Annotated in this window: 15 protein-coding genes; 12 read left to right on the plus strand and 3 right to left on the minus strand. The window is 60.7% G+C overall.

From position 1 onward, the window contains the following. Positions 1–53: 53 nt before the first annotated feature. The 3 genes from E5180_RS13785 to uraH all read right to left on the minus strand — a co-directional run bounded on the left by E5180_RS13785 (position 54) and on the right by uraH (position 3897). Positions 54–2393, minus strand: a complete 2340-nt coding sequence (locus E5180_RS13785; RefSeq protein WP_138924888.1) for an aldehyde dehydrogenase family protein — start codon at positions 2391–2393, stop codon at positions 54–56. A 49-nt stretch (positions 2394–2442) separates the two neighbouring features. Next, on the minus strand, positions 2443–3444 hold the full coding sequence (gene deoC, locus E5180_RS13790; protein ID WP_138924889.1) for a deoxyribose-phosphate aldolase: 1002 nt from the start codon (positions 3442–3444) through the stop codon (positions 2443–2445). A gap of 93 nt (positions 3445–3537) precedes the next feature. Next, positions 3538–3897, minus strand: a complete 360-nt coding sequence (uraH, locus tag E5180_RS13795) for a hydroxyisourate hydrolase (protein ID WP_138924890.1) — start codon at positions 3895–3897, stop codon at positions 3538–3540. A gap of 595 nt (positions 3898–4492) precedes the next feature. Here uraH and puuE point away from each other — a divergent pair. From puuE to E5180_RS13855, 12 genes are all read left to right on the plus strand, one after another. Continuing rightward, the gene (gene puuE / locus E5180_RS13800; protein WP_138924891.1) at positions 4493–5905 is read left to right on the plus strand and encodes an allantoinase PuuE; all 1413 of its coding nucleotides are present in this window, start codon (positions 4493–4495) and stop codon (positions 5903–5905) included. Continuing rightward, entirely contained in the window at positions 5902–6717 is an 816-nt protein-coding gene (locus E5180_RS13805) for a bifunctional allantoicase/(S)-ureidoglycine aminohydrolase (RefSeq protein ID WP_138924892.1), read from the plus strand. The genes puuE and E5180_RS13805 overlap by 4 nt, the downstream gene beginning before the upstream one ends. Beyond that, a complete protein-coding gene (locus E5180_RS13810) occupies positions 6714–7214 on the plus strand; it encodes an ureidoglycolate lyase (protein ID WP_254700486.1) in 501 nt (166 codons plus the stop codon). Before E5180_RS13805 ends, E5180_RS13810 begins: the two co-directional genes overlap by 4 nt. Positions 7215–7273: 59 nt before the next feature. Then, the gene (locus E5180_RS13815; protein WP_138924893.1) at positions 7274–8716 is read left to right on the plus strand and encodes a uracil-xanthine permease family protein; all 1443 of its coding nucleotides are present in this window, start codon (positions 7274–7276) and stop codon (positions 8714–8716) included. Between the two features lie 12 nt (positions 8717–8728). Next, positions 8729–9952, plus strand: a complete 1224-nt coding sequence (locus tag E5180_RS13820) for a urate hydroxylase PuuD (protein WP_138924894.1) — start codon at positions 8729–8731, stop codon at positions 9950–9952. 73 nt (positions 9953–10025) lie between these two features. Then, positions 10026–11903 carry a DNA mismatch repair endonuclease MutL gene (mutL, locus tag E5180_RS13825; RefSeq protein ID WP_138924895.1) on the plus strand — a complete coding sequence of 626 codons (1878 nt, stop codon included), beginning with the start codon at positions 10026–10028 and terminating at the stop codon, positions 11901–11903. Continuing rightward, positions 11900–13141 (plus strand): DNA recombination protein RmuC, encoded by a 1242-nt coding sequence (locus tag E5180_RS13830; protein WP_138924896.1) that lies wholly within the window; start codon positions 11900–11902, stop codon positions 13139–13141. The genes mutL and E5180_RS13830 overlap by 4 nt, the downstream gene beginning before the upstream one ends. Positions 13142–13283: 142 nt before the next feature. Then, positions 13284–14603, plus strand: a complete 1320-nt coding sequence (locus tag E5180_RS13835) for an NAD(P)/FAD-dependent oxidoreductase (protein ID WP_138924897.1) — start codon at positions 13284–13286, stop codon at positions 14601–14603. Continuing rightward, positions 14600–15361 carry a DUF1365 domain-containing protein gene (locus tag E5180_RS13840; protein WP_138924898.1) on the plus strand — a complete coding sequence of 254 codons (762 nt, stop codon included), beginning with the start codon at positions 14600–14602 and terminating at the stop codon, positions 15359–15361. The genes E5180_RS13835 and E5180_RS13840 overlap by 4 nt, the downstream gene beginning before the upstream one ends. After that, positions 15358–16599 carry an MFS transporter gene (locus E5180_RS13845; protein ID WP_138924899.1) on the plus strand — a complete coding sequence of 414 codons (1242 nt, stop codon included), beginning with the start codon at positions 15358–15360 and terminating at the stop codon, positions 16597–16599. Before E5180_RS13840 ends, E5180_RS13845 begins: the two co-directional genes overlap by 4 nt. Beyond that, positions 16596–17159, plus strand: a complete 564-nt coding sequence (locus tag E5180_RS13850) for a DUF3833 family protein (protein ID WP_138924900.1) — start codon at positions 16596–16598, stop codon at positions 17157–17159. Before E5180_RS13845 ends, E5180_RS13850 begins: the two co-directional genes overlap by 4 nt. After that, entirely contained in the window at positions 17156–17887 is a 732-nt protein-coding gene (locus E5180_RS13855; protein ID WP_138924901.1) for an SDR family NAD(P)-dependent oxidoreductase, read from the plus strand. Before E5180_RS13850 ends, E5180_RS13855 begins: the two co-directional genes overlap by 4 nt. The last annotated feature ends 32 nt before the right edge of the window (positions 17888–17919 follow it).

Raw genomic sequence — 17919 nt, forward strand, 5'->3', positions numbered from 1 at the left:
AAAAACGGGCGCTCCACAGCGCCCGTTTTTCGTTTCAGCAGGACAAGAATACGTTATTCGCCGTAGGGAATCCAGATATTCTTGACCGAGGTCGCGGCTTGCAGGAACGCTTTGCCTTCGCCCTCTGCGCCATCCCAGTCGCGCATCATGCCGTTGTTCACCCATGTGCGTTTCAGGTTCTGCGCGCTGGCCCGTTCAACGGTTTCGCTTTGCGCTTTGTCGCCAAAGCTCCAGACCGCATTTACATCCATATGCCGCGCCAGCGTTTCTGCCGTGTCCTTCTGCGGCCCGGTTACGATATTCACCACGCCCGCCGGCACATCAGAGGTTTCTAGAACCTGAACAAAGTCCGTCGCAGCAAGCGGGAAGGGGCCGCTGGCCGCAAGAATGACACGGTTGCCCATGGCAATCGCCGGGGCCATGCAGGAGATCAACCCAAGCAATGGGGCCTCTGCGGGGCAAAGCGCGCCGATAACGCCAACAGGTTCTTTCATCGCAAGCGCAACCCCGCGGATCGGCACGCCATGCACCTGACCGTCGTATTTGTCGGCCCAGGCGGCATAGGTGAACAGCCGTTTGACCGCCATATCGACCTCGGCTTTGCCGGTCTTGCCACCCTGCATTGCATCCAGCCGTTGCGCGAACTCATCCCCGCGTGCGGCCAGATTTTCAGCGATGTAATACAGGATTTGCGCGCGCAAATGGCCGGTTGTCTTGCTCCAGCCCTTTGCAGCGTGAGCGGCCTCCACGGCGTTGCGCACATCCTTGCGCGACGCAAGCGAGACATGCCCCAGCAGATCGCCGGACTTACCCCACACAGGTGCGGAATAGCCGCTGTCGGGACGGCTTTGCTTGCCCCCGATATACAGCTTGGCGGTTCGGTCAATCGGGTCCGCTGGCGTGCCACTGCCGGTAAAGGCGGCGATCTCTTTCAACGGCTTTTGCGTGGTTTTCGAACGGGTGTAGGCTGTCAGGCCTTCCCAGCCGCCTTCACGGCCAAAGCCGCTTTCGCGCACCCCGCCAAAGCCTGCGGCGGCATCCATCATGTTGGTCCCGTTCACCCATACGATGCCCGCGACCAGCTTGGGCGCGATATCCAGCGCCAGATTGATGTTCTCGGACCAGACCGTCGCGGCCAGACCGTAGCGGGTGTTATTGGCCAGTTCGACCGCCTCGGCGGGGGTGCGGAATGTGGTGGATACCAGCACGGGGCCAAAGATTTCGTCCTGCATCAAGGGATCGGCAGGGTTCATGCCTGTGATCAGCGTGGGGGGATAATAGCAGCCGGTCGCAGGGATCTCGCCTGCGGTAAACACTTCGCCACTGGTGTTGGCGGCGACCATATCGGTCACGCGCTGCACCTGAACGGGATCGACCAGCGCGCCCACGTCAACGGATTTATCCAGCGGATTACCGACCCGCAGCTTTGCCATGCGCACGCGCAGCTTGGCATAGAACTGATCCGCCACAGGTTCATGCACCAACAGGCGCGAGCCTGCACAGCAGACCTGACCCTGATTGAACCAGATCGCGTCGACCAGCCCCTCGACGGCTGAATCCAGATCCGCATCGTCAAACACGATATAGGGCGACTTGCCCCCCAGCTCGAGCGTCAGCGCCTTGCCGCTCCCGGCTGTCACCTCGCGGATATGCCGGCCCACGGGCGTTGATCCAGTAAAGGCGATCTTGTCGACATCCGATTGCACAATCATCTCGCCCACGGCACCGTCGCCTGTCACGATATTCACAACCCCCTTGGGCAAGCCAGCCTGTATACAGATATCGGCAAACAGCAGCGCGGTCAGCGACGTATACTCGGCAGGTTTCAATACCACCGTGTTCCCCATCGCCAAAGCAGGTGCGACTTTCCACGCCAGCATCAACAGCGGGAAATTCCACGGGATGATCTGCCCACACACGCCAAGCGCCTCTGCGTCGGGCAGCTCGGACTCCATCAGCTGGGCCATGCCTGCGTGATAGTAGAAATGCCGCTGCGCCAGTGGCACATCCACATCGCGCGCTTCGCGGATGGGTTTGCCGTTATCCAGCGTTTCCAGCACGGCAAATAGCCGGCTGTGTTTTTGCAACAACCGCGCCAAGGCATACAGGAACCGCGCCCGCCCGTGTCCGCCAAGCTTGACCCACTTTGGCTGCGCCTTGCGTGCAGCAGCGACGGCGGTGTCGACCTCGGCCTGACTGGCTTGCGTCAGCGTCGCCAGCACATTCCCGTTGGCAGGGTTGCGGCTTTCGAAATCATCGCGTGCGTCGGTGAACGCGCCGTCGATGAAATGCCCGAAACGGCTGCCTTGATCGACCAGCCACGCCAGCGCGTCAGCGGCATTTTCCGGTGCCGTCCCATAGTCCATGGTTTCATAGATTTCGGACACGCTCATGGGTTCACCCTTTTCAAAATACTCAAATCCGACATTGGTTTCACGCGGCTCAGCTGATGGCGTGACGATGGCTTGCGGAATAGCTGCCCGACACATGGTGGTCGAGCTGGCGTTCGATGTCGCCCAACAGCGACGACGCCCCGAAACGGAACAGGTCAGGCTGCAACCAGCGGTCGCCCAATTCCTCTTTCATCATGGCAAGATAGACCAGTGCGTCCTTGGCTTTCGAGATCCCGCCCGCAGGTTTATAGCCGACGCGGAAGCCGGTGCGGTCGAAATAGTCGCGGATCGCGCGGATCATCACGAGGGTCACGGGCAGGGTCGCATTGACGCTTTCCTTGCCGGTCGAGGTCTTGATGAAATCCGCCCCTGCCATCATGCAGATCAGCGACGCACGCGCGACGTTGCGCAGGCTGCCCAACTCTCCGGTCGCAAGGATCGCTTTGACGTGGGCGTCACCGCATGCGGCGCGGAAGGCACGCATTTCATCATAAAGCGCCTGCCAGTCGCCCGATAGGACATGGCGGCGCGAAATAACGATGTCGATCTCGGCGGCTCCTGCGGCGACGCTCATCTCGATCTCGCGCAGGCGCAGCTCGAACGGGGACAGCCCGGCGGGAAAACCGGTGGACACTGCAGCTATCGGGATGCCGGTGCCTTCAAGTGCTGCTTTGGCGGGGGCGATCATCTCGTGGTAGACACAGACCGCGCCCACGGTGATCCGCGACATGCCAAGCGCGTCCAGCAAAGCGGGTGCAATCGGCTGACGGGCCTTGGCGCACAGCCGTTCCACGCGGCGGGCAGTGTCATCGCCCGATAGCGTCGTTAGATCGATGCAGCTGACGGCGCGCAGCAGCCACGCGGCTTGATGGTCTTTTTTCACGGACCGGCGTGCGGGCAGGCCAGCGGCACGACGCTCTACCGCAGAGGTGTTTACCTGCACGGCGCGCACCCAATCCATATCCAGCGGCATCCCCGGATTGCGGGGTTCAGTCACCTGCGGCAGGTGGCTTTGTGCCAGTTCGGTCGGGTTGTTTACATGCGTGGACATGGGCGCTTTCCTGTCTGATCAGACAGTCAATGTGCCACGGGGCAAGCGCGCAATGCAAGCATCGCGCCCTCACGTCACATCTGGCAGTGGCGTTCAGCTGCCGCGATAGGTGGAATACCCGAAAGGCGATAGCAAAAGCGGCACGTGGTAATGCGCGTCCGTGTCCGAAATGCCAAAACGCAGCGGTACTTGGTCAAGGAACCGCGGTGACTCGGGCTCTGCCCCGATCGCGTCGAGATAGCCTCCGGCGTCGAACACCAGCTCGTACGTGCCGGCTGCAAACTGGCCTTTGGGCAGAATCGGCGTGTCGGTGCGTCCGTCGGCATTTGTGCTCATTTGAACCAGCTTCATGCGGTTGGTCCCTTCGATCCGGTACAGCGTGATCTCCATCCCCCCTGCGGGGCGTCCGCGTGCGGTGTCCAGAACATGCGTCGTCAAGTAGCCGTTTGCCATGAGTAGGGTCTTTCCTGATCCGTTGAACCCTTACGATAGGCAGGTGTCACGGCAGGTCAATGGCGGATCAGCGGGGAAGGCCGAGGGGTGGGAAAAGCCTGCGATTCGGGGGGCGGCGAAAAAATATGCACATACCGATTCGTTTTTGCTTGAGCCGCGAATCATCCTGAGCCTATATGGTAGACAACATACAATCGGAGGTGTCGCCTGCCAGCGATCCATACAATCCGAATATGTATTCTGGGGGACAGAATTCTTATGATCGGGCAAGCCGCATCTGGTGCGGCGATCATTGGGCAGGGGCCGGCAGGACTCGTGTTGCATAGCGCAGCAAGAGCGGCCCCTTCCACTCACCTTCCCGCCCGATTTTATCCCCGCATGTGTTTTAGTTTCAGGCCGGCCAGCGCCTTAGAACTTTCGGTATAAGAGAGCAGGGCCACTCGAGCCGATCTGGCAGCCAGCCAACCTTCTGTAAGGGGGTGGCTGGCTGTACATTGCGAAAAATCAGTGCCAGAAAACTGTAGGTTGAACAAAACAATCGGCCCACAGTGCGAGGTTTCCCTTTGCAGGCGGGCGCTGACCAAAGGACGATCTCATGACACGTTACCCTCGTGATTTTCACGGCTACGGCCCGACACCGCCTGACGCTCAATGGCCGGGAGGGGCGCGGATCGCTGTACAATTTGTGCTGAATTACGAAGAGGGCGGCGAAAACTGTCTGCTCCACGGGGACGCCGCATCAGAGGCATTCTTGTCCGAGATCGTCGGGGCCGCCCCTTGGCCGGGGCAGCGTCACTGGAATATGGAATCTATCTACGACTACGGCGCGCGAGCGGGGTTCTGGCGGCTGCACCGCCTGTTCACCGGTGCCAATATTCCCGTCACCGTCTATGGTGTCGCCACCGCCTTGGCGCGGTCCCCCCAGCAGGTAGAGGCAATGACCCAAGCCGACTGGGAGATCGCAAGCCACGGGCTGAAGTGGATCGACTACAAGGATCACACCGCCGAGGTCGAAAGCGCTAACATGGACGAGGCCATCCGTCTCCACCGCGAAGTCGTCGGTCACGCTCCCCGCGGCTGGTACACAGGACGCAGCTCTGTGAACACGGTGGCGCTGGCAGCCGAGACAGGCGAATTCGATTATATCTCTGACACATACGACGATGATCTGCCCTACTGGACACAGGTGGCGGGCCGCGATCAACTGATCATACCCTATACGCTTGACTGCAACGACATGCGGTTTGCCACGCCGCAGGGCTTTAACTCGGGCGAACAGTTCTACACCTACCTGTGCGATACCTTCGATGCGCTTTATGCCGAAGGCAGCGCAGGTCAGGGCAAAATGATGTCGGTCGGCTTGCACTGTCGCTTGATCGGGCGCCCGGGGCGGATACAGGCGCTGAAACGCTTTATCGACTATATCAAAGGGTTCGAGGGCGTCTGGACGCCGCGCCGCATCGATATCGCAGACCATTGGCGCGCGACCCATCCGCCGCAGCCGCGCCTGCGTCTGGATCAAATGGACCGCGCCAGCTTTGTCGCCAAATTCGGTGGCGTGTTCGAACATTCGCCGTGGATCGCGGAACGCGCCTTCGAGCTTGAACTCGGGCCTGCGCATAACTCTGTCGCGGGGATTCACAATGCACTGGCGCGGATGTTCCGGTCGGCGACGCGGGCGGAACGCTTGGGCGTGCTGACCGCGCACCCCGATCTGGCGGGCAAGCTGGCGGCGGCCAAACGGCTGACGGCGGAAAGCACACAGGAGCAAGCCAGCGCCGGGCTGGACGCACTGACCGACGCCGAGCGTACGCGGTTCGAGACGTTGAACAGCCAATACGTCGCCAAACACGGGTTTCCGTTTATCATCGCGGTCAAGGATCACGACAAGGACGGCATCTTGCGCCAGTTCGAAACCCGTATCGCCAATGCAACCGAAGATGAATTTACCACCGCATGCGCGCAGGTCGAACGGATCGCACGTCTGCGGCTAGAGGATATGCTATGACCTATGCCTTCCCCCCCGGCGGTCTGCCGGATCAATCCGTGTCGCCCGAAAGCACAGCTGTTTTCACCGATGCCTATGCGGTGATCCCCGCCTCGGTGCAGCGCGATATCGTGACCAGCCTGTTGCCGGGTTGGAAGAATACACGCGCTTGGGTATTGGCGCGGCCGCTGACCGGATTTGCCGAAACCTTTGCGCAATACGCGATAGAACTTGCCCTCAATGGTGGCAGCGACACCCCCGAGCCGGACGCACAGGCGCAGGCGGTCTTGTTTGTGGCGACGGGGACGGCGCGGCTGACGCTGGATGGCGACGCCCACGATCTGGTGGCGGGGTCCTACGCGTATATTCCCCCTGCTACCCCGTGGACGCTGTGGAACACCGGCGATACGCCGTGTGGTCTCCATTGGGTGCGCAAACGGTATGTCCCTGCCCAAGGGATCGATGCGCCAGATGCGTTCGTCACCCATGACAAGGATGTCGCGCCTATTGCCATGCCCGATACCGATGGGGCTTGGGCAACCCAGCGTTTTGCCGATCCCAGTGACCTGCGCCACGACATGCACGTCAATATCGTGACCTTCCAGCCGGGCGGTCGCATTCCGTTTGCGGAAACCCATGTGATGGAACACGGGCTCTATGTCATTCAAGGCACGGCGGATTATTTGCTGAACCGCGACTGGGTGCCGGTAGAAGCGGGCGATTTCATGTGGTTACGCGCTTTTTGTCCGCAGGCCTGTATCGCGACGGGCGATGAGCCGTTCCGCTATCTCCTGTATAAGGATGTGAACCGCCACATGCCGCTGTCGCTATGACCGGCGCTGCCATGCGCGAGATCGCCGTTCAGCCGCTGACCGCCGCCGCCTTCGCCCCCTTCGGAGAGGTGCTGGACGCCTCTGGTACACCGGACCGTATCATCAACGCAGGGCTATGCGGACGGCATCATGATCTGGCAGCGCTTGATTTCGGGCCGGAGGGGCGCGCGGGCATCAGCATTTTTAACGCGCAGGCACGTAGCTTGCCTTACCGGTTGGACCTGCTTGAACGTCACCCCGAAGGATCGCAGGCGTTCCTCCCGCTGTCTGGTCAGCCGTTTCTTGTCATTGTCGCACCGGACAAAGGCGATGCCCCCGGCACGCCGCTGGCCTTTGTTACCGCGCCTCATCAGGGCGTGAACTTTCGCCGCGGGACATGGCACGGCGTGCTTACGCCTTTGGCAGAGCCAGGGCTATTCGCGGTTGTGGACCGCATCGGCACAAGCGCGAACCTTGACGAATACCCGCTGGACCCGCCTTATGTGATCAAGGGGTAAACCCCGCGCCTAAAAGGACCGCACAAACTGCGGCCAGCGATCAACAAGGGACATTGATTATGACACGCCACGCCATCGGCACGCCGGAACAACTGCGCGACCCCAATTACATGCCGCCGCTGCATCGCGCCATTCCCTTGGGTGTTCAGCATGTGCTGGCGATGTTTGTGTCAAATGTCACCCCCGCCATCATCATCGCGGGTGCGGCGGGCTTTGGCTTCGGGTCGAACTCGCCTGACTTTCCCGAACTGCTGTACCTGATCCAGATGTCGATGCTGTTTGCCGGTGTCGCGACGCTGTTGCAAACGCTGACGCTCGGGCCGGTCGGGGCAGGGCTGCCGATTGTGCAAGGCACATCCTTTGCGTTCATCCCCATCATGATCCCGCTGGTGGCGGGCAAAGGTGTCGACGGACTGGCTGCCTTGTTTGGCGGCGTGGTGATCGGGGGCATGTTCCACGCGTTTCTGGGGCTGTTTATTGGCAAGATCCGCTTTGCATTGCCGCCGCTTGTTACCGGGCTGGTGGTCACGATGATCGGTCTGGCTTTAGTCAAGGTCGGCATTCAATACGCCGCAGGTGGGGTGCCGGCAATTGGCACGCCGGCCTATGGCAGCCTGCTGAACTGGTCAGCCGCGCTGGTGGTGATCTTTGTTACGCTGGGGGTCAAGTTTTTCACCCGCGGGATGCTGTCCATTTCCGCGGTGCTGATCGGATTGATCGTAGGCTACGTCTATGCACTGGCCGTCGGGATGCTCAGCTTTGGGGATATCAGCGGGTCATGGTCACGGTCCGCCGCCTTTGCACTGCCCAACCCGCTGAAATACGGGTTCGAATTTTCGGCCGCAGCGATCATCGGCTTTTGCTTGATGGCGTTCATTTCGGCGATTGAAACCGTGGGCGACGTCGCAGGGATCACCAAAGGCGGCGCGGGCCGCGAAGCGACGGATAGCGAAATTCAGGGCGCGACCTATGCCGACGGGATCGGGTCAGCTATTGCGGGCATCTTTGGTGGCCTGCCCAACACATCGTTCAGCCAGAACGTCGGCCTGATCGCGATGACCGGCGTCATGAGCCGCCATGTCGTCACCATCGGCGCGTTGTTCCTGATCGTCTGTGGGCTCGTCCCCAAGGTGGGCGGCGTGATCCGTACCATCCCGATCGAGGTGTTGGGCGGCGGGGTCATCGTGATGTTCGGCATGGTTGTGGCGGCGGGCATGTCGATGCTGTCGGATGTGGACTGGAACCGCCGCAATATGGTGATCTTCGCCATCTCGATCTCGATCGGTCTGGGGCTGCAGCTGGAGCCGGGTGCGGTGCAACACCTGCCTGACACGGCCAGGATTCTGCTGACCAGCGGACTGCTTCCCGCCGCTCTGATTGCTATTGTGCTGAACCTGCTTCTGCCCGAAGAACTGGCCGAGGAATCAACCGAGGAAGTCTCGGGCGGGTTGTCGGGCAGCTCCAAAGGCACGCTGCCGCATACAACCAAGACACGTCACTAAGGAGCTACCCCCATGTACGATATGGCCGCCATTGGCGCTTGGATCGAGTTTGCCGTTCGCTGGGTGCATGTCATCACGGCCATTGCGTGGATCGGGTCGTCGTTCTACTTCATCGCGCTGGATCTGGGCCTGCACCGCGACCGCAACCTCAAAACCGGCGCAGACGGGGAAGAGTGGCAGGTCCACGGCGGCGGGTTCTATCACGTCCAAAAGTATCTGGTGGCACCTGCGCAGATGCCCGACGATCTGATCTGGTTCAAATGGGAAAGCTATTCGACCTGGCTCTCGGGCTTTGCGTTGCTGATCCTGGTCTACTACCTCGGGGCCGAATTCTATCTTGTTGATCCCAGTGTTGCAGAGCTGGCGAACTGGCAGGCGGTGGGGATTTCCCTGCTGTCGCTTGGCTTTGGCTGGCTGGTCTACGATCAAATTTGCAAAAGCAAATTCGGCGACAACAACACGCGGCTGATGATCGGCCTGTATGTGATCCTCGTGGGGATGGCCTATTTCTATACGTCAGTCTTTTCGGGGCGCGCAGCGCTGCTGCATCTGGGGGCTTTCACCGCGACGATCATGTCGGCAAACGTGTTTTTCATCATCATGCCGAACCAGCGGATCGTGGTGGCCGACCTCAAGGCGGGGCGGGTGCCGGATGCGAAATACGGCAAGATCGCCAAACAGCGCAGCACGCATAATAACTATCTGACGTTGCCGGTGATCTTCCTGATGCTCAGCAACCACTACCCACTGGCATTTGCGTCGGAAATGAACTGGCTGATCGCGGCGCTGGTATTCCTGATGGGGGTCACAATCCGCCACTACTTTAACAGCTTGCACGCGCGTCAGGGCAACCCGACGTGGACATGGGCGGTCACCGCGCTGTTGTTCGTCACGATCATGTGGCTGTCGACTGCGCCCATGTTCCGCAGTGTCGAACCCGAAAAGGCCACGGGCCCTGCGCTACGCTTTGCCCAAGCCGAAGGGTTCGACCGGGTGCATGACATCGTGCGTGGCCGGTGCAGCATGTGCCACGCCGCAGAACCGGCGTGGGACGGGCTGCTCTGGCCGCCGAAATCCGTCCGGCTCGAGACCGAACACCAGATCGCCAGCGCCGCGAAACAGATCTATTTGCAAGCGGGTGTGACAGATGCGATGCCCCCTGCAAACCTGAGCCATATGCAGGCCAGCGAACGCGCCGAGATTGTCGCCTGGTTCAACGCGGCCACACAGGATTAACACCGCCGACAGGCGTTAACCGTCTCTATTCGCGGCTTTCAGAATCGCGCGCCTCTATGCTAGGTCTAGCCGCATGGCGCATCCAAACCCCAACATAAGCGAAAATCCTCCGGTTATCCGGCAACTGGACGACTCTGCGATTAACCGTATCGCCGCCGGAGAGGTCGTTGAACGCCCTGCCTCTGCGGTAAAGGAACTGGTCGAGAACGCGATTGATGCGGGTGCCCGCCAGATTACGGTTGAATATGCGGACGGGGGCAAAACCCTGATCCGCGTCACGGACGACGGCTGCGGCATTGCGGCGGGCGATCTGGCGCTGGCGCTGTCACGGCACGCGACCTCCAAGATCGACGGAACGGACCTGCTGAACATCCACACATTCGGCTTTCGCGGCGAGGCGTTGCCATCGCTAGGCGCTGTCGGGCGGCTTACCATTTGCAGCCGCGTGGCTGGGCAAGACGGGGCAGAGATTTCGGTCAACGGGGGCGTGACTGGCCCTGTGCGCCCCGCAGCGCTGAACGGCGGCACGGTGGTCACGCTGCGCGACCTGTTCTTTGCCACCCCTGCGCGTTTGAAATTCCTGCGGACCGACCGCGCCGAGGCGCAGGCGATCTCTGACATCATCAAGCGGTTGGCGATGGCGGAACCTTTCGTGCGTTTCACCCTGCGCGATGTGTCCGGCGATGGTCCGGGCCGCGAGGTGTTTCGCGCGGACGCAGAACAAGGCGATATGTTCGCTGCGCTGCATGGCCGTCTGGCACAAGTGCTGGGGCGCGAGTTTGCCGAAAATGCGCTGGCCATTGATGCCGAACGCGACGGTCTGCACCTGACCGGATATGCCGCCTTGCCCACTTACTCGCGCGGCTCTGCGGTGACGCAATATTTGTTCGTTAATGGCCGCCCTGTGCGCGACAAGCTTTTGGTGGGCGCGTTGCGCGGGGCTTATTTTGACCTGCTGAGCCGCGACCGCCATCCTGCTGCCGCGCTGTTTGTCGATTGTGACCCCAAGCTCGTCGACGTGAACGTCCACCCCGCCAAATCCGAAGTGCGCTTTCGCGACCCCGGTTTGGCGCGCGGGTTGATCGTTTCAGGGTTGCGACATGCGCTGGCGGACGCGGGGCACCGCGCCTCGACCACTGTGGCGAATGCAACCTTGGGGGCGATGCGGCCCGAACAACCTGCCGGGCGCGTATATCAGATGGACCGCCCCTCTCTTGGTGCGCGCACGACCGCCTATCAGGCCCAAGCACCGGAGCCGGGATTTGCCGAAACCGCTGGCATGTGGGGCCGTGTAGATACGCCGCCGCAGTATGGTGCTGACGCCCCTGACGCACAAAGCCATGACGCGCAGACGCCGGCACCCGCGCCGGACTTTCCTTTGGGAACCGCACGCGGGCAGGTGCATGAGAATTACATCATCGCACAAACGGCGACGGGCATGGTGATTGTTGACCAGCACGCGGCGCATGAACGTCTGGTCTATGAAAAGCTGAAACGCCAGATGGCGGAAAACGGTGTCGCAGCGCAGGCCTTGTTGATCCCCGAAATCGTGGATCTGTCGGCCTCTGACTGTGCGCGGCTGCTTGAGGTCGCGGATGAACTGGCGCGCTTTGGACTGGGGATCGAACCCTTTGGCGGTAGCGCGATCGCCGTGCGTGAAACGCCCGCGATCCTTGGCACGGTGGACGCCAAGGCCATGGTGCTGGATATCCTCGATGAACTGGCGGACCAAAATGAAAGCAACACACTGCAGGCCCGGATCGAGGCGATCCTCAGCCGTGTGGCCTGTCACGGATCAATCCGGTCGGGACGCTGGATGCGCGGCGAGGAAATGAACGCGCTGCTGCGCGAGATGGAGGCGACCCCCCATTCCGGCCAGTGCAACCATGGCCGCCCCACCTATGTCGAGCTGAAGTTGAGCGATATTGAACGTCTGTTCGGACGCACATGATCCAGGTTGGTGATGAAACCTATGTGCTGACAGACCCTGCGATGCTGCTGCTGATCGGTGGCGGTTGCGTGGTCTTGCTGGTGCTGATCTTGCTGGTGATGGCCGTGCGGGCCGCGGGCCGGTCGGCGCGTGTTACCGCCCCGTTGGCGCGACAGATGCAAATCTTGGGGGGCCATGTGCAACAGCTTGGCATGGGGCAGGAACAACTGCGCGGCGGCTTGCAGACCGTGTCGGACACGCAGGCCAATGCGCAAGCCCAGATGGTACAAAGCATCGAGACGCGGATGGCCCATGTACAGCAGCAGATGCAGGACCGGCTGGCCGATAACGCTGCCCGATCCGCGCGGTCGCTTGCAGAGATGCAGGAACGCATGAGCGCGACGTTGCACGGGTCAAGCAAGCAGACAAACACCAGTCTGACCCAGCTTCAGGAGCGGCTGGCGGCGATCGACAAGGCGCAGGATAATATCACCAAACTGTCCGGCGATGTACTGTCACTGCAAGACATCCTGAGCAATAAGCAAACCCGTGGCGCATTTGGTGAAATCCAGCTGCGTGATATCGTTTCCAAGGCGCTGCCAAGCGACAGCTATACCATGCAGGCGACGCTCTCGAACGGCAAACGCGCGGATTGTATGATCCACCTGCCGAACCCGCCCGGGCCGATCGCGATCGACAGCAAATTCCCGCTTGAAGCCTACGAGGCGCTGCGCCGTGCCAAGACCGATTACGAGGTCAAGGACGCCTCCCGTGCGATGCGTGTCGCGGTCAAAGCGCACATCCAAGCGATCTCCACGAAATACATCATCGAAGGTGAAACAGCCGATGGCGCGCTGATGTTCCTCCCCTCCGAGGCCGTGTATGCGGAACTCCACGCCAACTTTCCCGAATTGGTGCGTGAAGGCTTTGACGCGCGGGTCTGGATCGTATCACCGACCACCTGCATGGCGACGCTGAACACCATGCGTGCGATCCTGAAAGACGCGCGGATGCGGGAACAGGCGGGGGCCATTCGCAAGACGCTCAAGATGTTGCACCGCGACGTAGAGCTTGTGGTGGAACGCGTGGGCAAGCTGAACACCCATTTCGGGCAGGCCCGCGCCGACCTTGAAGGGTTGGGCACTGCCGCCGAACGCGCGGGCAAACGTGCGGCGCGGCTTGATAATTTCGATTTCGAAGAGTTGTCAGAGCAGGATAGTCGCGTTGTACCGTTGTCGCGCCCTGACAAAACGCCCTGACGGGCTAACTAAGCGAGGAGCCACGACAGGGGTGTTACAGAAAGTCGTAGTTAGTGCGTTATTAACTGCAACTCATGTACAGTCCGGCCCGTGTATCAGCCCAAGCACAGACCAAACCTGACAGACTGGAATTTCTCGCCTTATGCCATTTGAAGCCATCGACCCGCCACAGAACACCCCTTTGGCTGGCCACCGAAAAATTGCCGTCATCGGCGCGGGTATTTCCGGCATGGGGGCTGCGCATATGTTGGGCGACGACCATCAGGTCACTTTGTTCGAAAGCTGCCCCCGTTTGGGCGGTCATGCGCGCACCAAGATGGCGGGCAGGAAGGGCGATCAGCCTGTGGATACGGGCTTTATCGTGTTCAACTATGCCAATTATCCCAACCTCGCCGCACTGTTCAAAGAACTGGACGTGCCAGTCGTTAAATCCAACATGAGCTTTGGTGCGTCCATTGACGGCGGGCGGCTTGAATATGGCCTGATGACGCTGGATTCGATCTTTGCGCAGCGGCGCAATGCACTGAACCCCAAATTCCTGCGGATGCTGACCGATATCGTGCGGTTCAACAACACGGCGACCAAACTGGCGCAGGATCGCACGCTGACCATCGCGGGCTTTTTGGACGAGCTGGGCGCGGGCGAATATTTCCGCAAATATTACCTGACGCCGCTGTCCGGCGCGATCTGGTCAACACCCGTGGACAAGATCATGGATTTCCCAGCCTATTCGATGATCGACTTCTTTGAAAACCACGCCTTGCTAAGCCACACAGGCCAGCACCAGTGGTATACGGTCGACGGCGGGTCACAGGAATACGTGAACCGTCTGGGGGCATCGCTGTCGGACAAAGGCGTCGACATCCGCCTTGGCACCCCTGTCCAATCCGTCCGCCGTACCCCGTTGGGGGTAGAGGTGAAAACCAACGGCGCGGAATGGGAAGCCTTTGACGAGGTCGTGTTTGCCAGCCATTCGGATGACGCACTTGCACTGCTGGCCGACCCCAGCACGGCAGAGCGTGCAGCCTTGGGCGCGGTGAAATACCAACCCAACGATGTGGTGCTGCATGCGGATGCATCCGTGATGCCCAAGCTGCGCAAAACTTGGGCATCTTGGATTTATGCTGAGGACAAGGGACAGCAGACCGACCGGATCGACCTGACATACTGGATGAATTCGTTGCAACCTATCCCGATGGACGATCCGCATTTTGTCACGCTCAACACCAAACGCCCGATCCGCGAGGAACTGATCTATGATCAGGTCACTCTGCGCCATCCGGTCTATGATCTGGGCGCGTTGGCAGCCCAAGAGCAGGTGCGCGGATTCAATGGCGCACAGAACACCTGGTTCTGCGGCGCATGGATGAAGCACGGCTTTCACGAAGACGGGCTATCCAGCGCTGTCGATGTGGTCCAGGGGCTGCGTGCCAAGGCCAAGGTGTCGCTGGCCGCCGAATGACAGCGCGCGTGGATCATATCCGGGGCGTTACCTATCATGGGCGCAAGGGGGCGGTCGAAAACAGCTTTCGCTATTCTATCGATTATGTGGTGCTGGATGCAGAGGCCGATCTGCAAACGCCCGCGCTATTCGGGCGCAACCGCGGCGCTGTGACATCCCTGTGGAACGCGGATCACGGTGGCCCCAAAGGTGCGGGTCGCGGGGCCGCTTGGGTGCGCGATGTTCTGGCGCAGCATAACGTCACCGGCGTCGCGCGGATCGAGCTGATGGCACAGCCTCGGGTTCTGGGGCATGTCTTTAACCCCGTTAGTTTCTGGCTTTGCCGACGCGCCGACTCGGCGTTGATCGCGGTGATATCAGAGGTGTCGAACACATTCGGCGACCGCCACAGTTATCTGTGTCACCACGATGACCTGCGCCCGATAGAGCCGACCGATCACCTGCACGCGACGAAGATTTTTCATGTCTCGCCCTTTCAGCCGGTCGAAGGCGGATACAGCTTTCGCTTTGATATTCGCGATGATCATATCGGGGTCTGGATCGACTATACCCGGACCACTGGCGGGTTGATCGCCACGCTAACCGGTACGCGCACCCCGCTGACGAACCGCGCAATCGTGTGGTCGCTGCTGCGGCGTCCGTTCGGGGCGCGGCGTGTGCTCGGGCTAATCCACTGGCAGGCGCTAAAACTCTGGTGGAAGGGCGGCGGCTATCGCCCGCGCCCCGAACCGCCGGTGAATGACGTCTCGAAAACGTGACCCGCTCGGCGCATCAACTGCCGGCCTATGCGCTGTTTGCGTCACTGCTGGCGGCGGCGGGGCTGCCGATTTACATCCATGCGCCAAAGTTCTTTGTTGATGAATACGGGGTGTCCCTTGGCGCTTTGGGGTCGGTGCTGTTTGGGCTGCGCCTGCTTGATGTGGTCCAAGACCCGCTGCTGGGGCGCTTGTCGCATATGCTGCGCCACAAGCGCGAGGTGGCTGTCGCTGTCGGCACAGCCCTGATGGCAGGGTCGATGTTTGCGCTGTTTGCGGTTCCGCCGTTGCTGCCGCCGCTGATCTGGTTTGCGCTGACCCTGACGGGCGTGTTTTCTGCGTTCAGTTTCCTCACAATCTGTTTTTATGCCCAAGGGGTCGCCAAGGCGGTGACGTTGCCCGGGCGTGGGCATCTGATGCTGGCACGCTGGCGCGAGACCGGGGCGTTGCTGGGCGTCTGCGTCGCCTCGGTGCTGCCTGTGATGCTCGGGGTGGTGTCAGATGCACCGTTTGCGGGGTTCGCCGTCGGCTTTGCCGTGCTTGGCGCGGCGGGCGTTTTTGCCATGCGGGGCGAGTGGCACAGCACAGGCATCGTGGGCACCACGGGTATCGGCGTGGTCCTGCGCGATCCCGTCGCGCGCCGGCTGTTGCTGATCGCGCTTTTCAATGCCGCCCCCGTTGCAGTCACATCGACGCTCTTCCTGTTCTATGTCGAAAGCGTGCTGCGCGCACCGGGGTGGGAGGGGCCGCTGCTGTTGCTGTTCTTCCTCTCTGCTGCCGTCGCGGCCCCGTTCTGGGGCAAACTGGCAGAGCGTTTCGGCCCCAAGCCCGTCTTGCTCGCTGCGATGACGCTGGCGATTGTGGTGTTCGCGGGGACATTGTTGCTGGGGGCGGGGGATCTGGCGTGGTTCGTGCTGGTGTGTCTTGCCTCCGGTGCGGTGCTCGGGGCCGATCTGACGCTTCTACCTGCCATGTTTGCAGCACGTATGGCGGTTGTGGCCCCATCCGCCGCCGAAGGGTTCGGGCTGTGGTCACTTGTGTCAAAATTCTCCCTTGCCTTCGCTGCCATAGCGCTACTTCCCACCCTGCAGGCGTCCGGTTTTGACAGTGTTGCCACGGGCAATGGACCTGTGGCGATCTCTACCCTCATAGGGCTTTATGCCGGTGTGCCTTGCGTGCTCAAGCTGATTGCCATCGGGTTGATGGCCGCCACGCCGCTGCAAAAGGATGACGAAATATGATCGATGTTCTGTATGTTTTTATAGGGGCTGCCCTGGTGCTTGCGGTCTGGCTGGCGCGGCGGCTTGTCATGAGCTTTTCTGCACAAAAGCCGTCGGACTATGCGGACGACTACACGGCCTTCGACATGAAGAAACATCTGAACGGGGCCATGGTCTGCGAAGGCGTAATCTTTGGCCCGTCGGGACGGGTAACCAGCAGCTTTGTGGCTGACTTTGTTGTGACATGGGATGGCGACACCGCGCAGATTAACGAACATTTCGTCTACGACGATAATACCACCCAAGACCGTGTCTGGACGATCACATTGGGCGAGGCAGGGCATTTCACCGCGACGGCGCCCGACGTCATCGGCGCTGCCAAAGGGCGCAACGTTGGCGCGACGGTACAGTCGAAATATGTCATCCAGTTGCCCGACGATGTCGGTGCGCACCTGCTGAAAACCGTGGACTGGATGTATCTTACCCGGGACGGCACGATCATCAACCGCAGCCAATTTCGCAAATTTGGCCTGAAGGTGGCCGAGCTTGTTGCGACAATTCGTAGAAAGGATGAACAATGACCGAATGGACCAGAAAGCGCTATTGGCTGATCGGGGCGAGTGCGGGATTAGGCGAAGCTCTTGCGCATAAGCTTGGCCGACTGGGTGCCGAAGTCATTGTCTCGGCCCGATCCGAAGACAAGCTGGCGGCATTGACGAAGGAATTGCCCGTGTCCGCCAGCTATCAGACCATCGATGTGCAGGATATCGATAGTATCCGTGCTGCGGTCAAAGCTGTTGGTCCGGTGGACGGAATTGTCTATCTGGCGGGGGCCTACTGGCCATTCGCCGCGCAGGCGTGGGAGCCTGAACACGCAACCACGATGATAGACGTAAATCTTACCGGCCTTGTGCGCGTGATGGGAGAAGTCGTGCCTGATATGGTCAAGCGCGGCGCGGGGCATATCGTTATTACCTCGAGCCTCACGGCCTATCGTGGATTGCCAAAATCTATCGGCTACACTGCCTCCAAGGCGGGTACCCTGTCGCTGGCGGAATGTATGCACGCTGATCTGCGCAAAACCGGCATCAAGGTGCAGGTGATCAACCCCGGTTTTATTAAGACGCAGCTGACCGACAAGAACGACTTTAAAATGCCGTTTCTGATGGAGCCCGAGGCCGCCGCCCAACAGGTGGTCGAACACATGAGCGGCACCAGCTTTAAGAAAAGCTTTCCGTTCGGATTTTCGCTGTTCTTCCGGCTGGCGCAGTTCCTACCCGACGGCATTTATTACCGTCTGTTCGGGTAATCCGGTCGGGCAGGTGACCTGCCCAACCGCAA

Origin of the sequence: Sulfitobacter sp. BSw21498 (genome assembly GCF_006064855.1) — a bacterium.
In the GTDB taxonomy this organism is placed as follows: domain Bacteria; phylum Pseudomonadota; class Alphaproteobacteria; order Rhodobacterales; family Rhodobacteraceae; genus Sulfitobacter.